General features: G+C 71.2%; 1 protein-coding gene. It reads left to right on the forward strand.

Annotated elements, in window-relative coordinates; all coding sequences use genetic code 11:
• The coding region (locus ACU8YE_RS24750; protein WP_446930087.1) for a phospholipase D-like domain-containing protein at positions 1–479 on the forward strand (479 nt) is incomplete at both ends.

Below are 479 nucleotides of genomic sequence, written 5' to 3' on the forward strand. Positions count from 1 at the left end.
CGCTCGAGCCGATCATGCGGCTGTTCGAGGAGGCGGCGGTGTGCGTCGAGCGGTACGGCGCGGGCGAACTCTCGGGCGAGGCGGCCGAGCGGGCGATCTACGCGCTGCTCGAGGAGAACGCCGCGCTGCTGCCGCCGTTCTTCGATTTCGTTTCGCCCGCCGAGCGGATCACCTGGCCGAGCACGCCCGAGAAGATCGCCGCGCCCGACGACAGCTACATGAGCCCGCCGCTGCAGCGGCTCTTCGCGCTCACGCGCGACGCGCAGCGCGAATTCCTCGTGCTGTCGCCGTATTTCGTTCCGCACGATGCCGGCGTGAACGCGCTCGGCCGGCTGACCGCGCGCGGCGTGCGCGTCGCGATCCTGACGAATTCGCTCGCGGCGACGGACGCGATCGCCGTGCAGGCGGGCTACGCGCCGTATCGCGTGCCGATGCTCGAGCGCGGCGTCGAGCTGTACGAATACAAGCCGGACCCGGGC

The sequence above is a fragment of the Ralstonia sp. VS2407 genome (genome assembly GCF_052950655.1).